Annotated in this window: 1 protein-coding gene; it reads left to right on the top strand. The window is 49.6% G+C overall.

Going from position 1 to position 1,259, the window contains the following annotated elements:
- Positions 1–403: 403 nt before the first annotated feature.
- The coding region (gmd, locus tag QVO39_RS03895) for a GDP-mannose 4,6-dehydratase (RefSeq protein ID WP_288171736.1) at positions 404–1,259 on the top strand (856 nt) is incomplete at its 3' end.

Below are 1,259 nucleotides of genomic sequence, written 5' to 3'. Positions count from 1 at the left end.
CCCTCCTGGGTGCTCTCTTCTATGAGAATGGCACTTCGTGCAATTTTCTGCATTTGTAATAAACTGATATTCAATACTATATAAAAGCAAAAACTGAGTTGCAACTAAGCGATCGGCGAGTTGCAACTAAGCAAATGCCGAGATGCAACAAAGCAATTGCTTAGTTGCAACTAAACTTTTACCACTTGAGACTGTGGCTTTTTTAGCCTCCTTTTTGGTGGGGGGGCTTATCGGACAAGTCGGACGGATCGGACGAGTCGGACTGTGGTTTCCTGAAAAAGGTTGTTAGACCCTGGCTCCGCTCGGCAGGGGGTTCTGTAGAGAGTGATATTTTTGGTAGCTTTGCAGTAAGGGTGGGAGTGGGGAATATTGACTATTTAGAGAATAAGTTTTGGGTGTTGGCATGAAGGTAGCACTAATTACAGGAATTACGGGTCAGGATGGTTCGTATCTTGCTGAGTTTTTACTCGGAAAGGGGTATGAGGTGCATGGTGTGATGCGTCGGAGTAGTTCTTTTAATACGGGTCGTATTGAGCATCTTTATCTAGATGAGTGGATCAGGGATATGCATGAGGGGCGGTCACTGCACCTTCACTATGGTGATATGACCGACTCTAGTTCACTTCTACGTATTCTGCAGGAGGTGAAGCCAGATGAAGTGTACAACTTAGCGGCACAGAGCCATGTGAAGGTCTCCTTTGAGGTGCCTGAGTACACCGCTGAGACGGTGGCTCTTGGGACGCTGCGACTCTTGGAGGCGGTTAGGATTCTTGGAATGGGAGATAAAGTGCGGATTTACCAAGCCAGTACCTCGGAACTTTTTGGGAAAGTGGTGGAGAGTCCGCAGAATGAGCAGACCCCCTTTCGACCTTCTTCCCCCTATGCGGTGGCGAAGCAGTATGCCTACTGGATTTGCCACAACTACCGAGAGAGCTATGGCATGTATGTAGCGAATGGGATCCTCTTTAATCACGAGAGTGAGCGGAGGGGAGAGACTTTTGTGACGCGTAAGATCACCTTGGCGGCGGCGAGGATCGCAGCTGGAGTACAGGATAAGCTCTATTTGGGTAACCTTAGTGCCCTTCGTGACTGGGGCTATGCCAAGGATTATGTGGAGTGTATGTGGCTGATGCTACAGCAGGAGTCTCCTCGGGACTTTGTGATTGCGACAGGGGAGCAGCACTCAGTGCGGGAGTTTGCAACGCTTGCCTTTGCCTTTGCTGGTATTGAGCTCGAGTGGGAGGGGAGTGGCTTGGGGG

It is taken from the genome of Porphyromonas sp. CAG:1061 (genome assembly GCF_000435035.1).
GTDB classification, from domain to species: domain Bacteria; phylum Bacteroidota; class Bacteroidia; order Bacteroidales; family Porphyromonadaceae; genus Porphyromonas_A; species Porphyromonas_A somerae.
The sequence above is the reverse complement of the archived record's forward strand: the minus strand, read 5'-3'. Positions and strand labels throughout refer to the sequence as shown.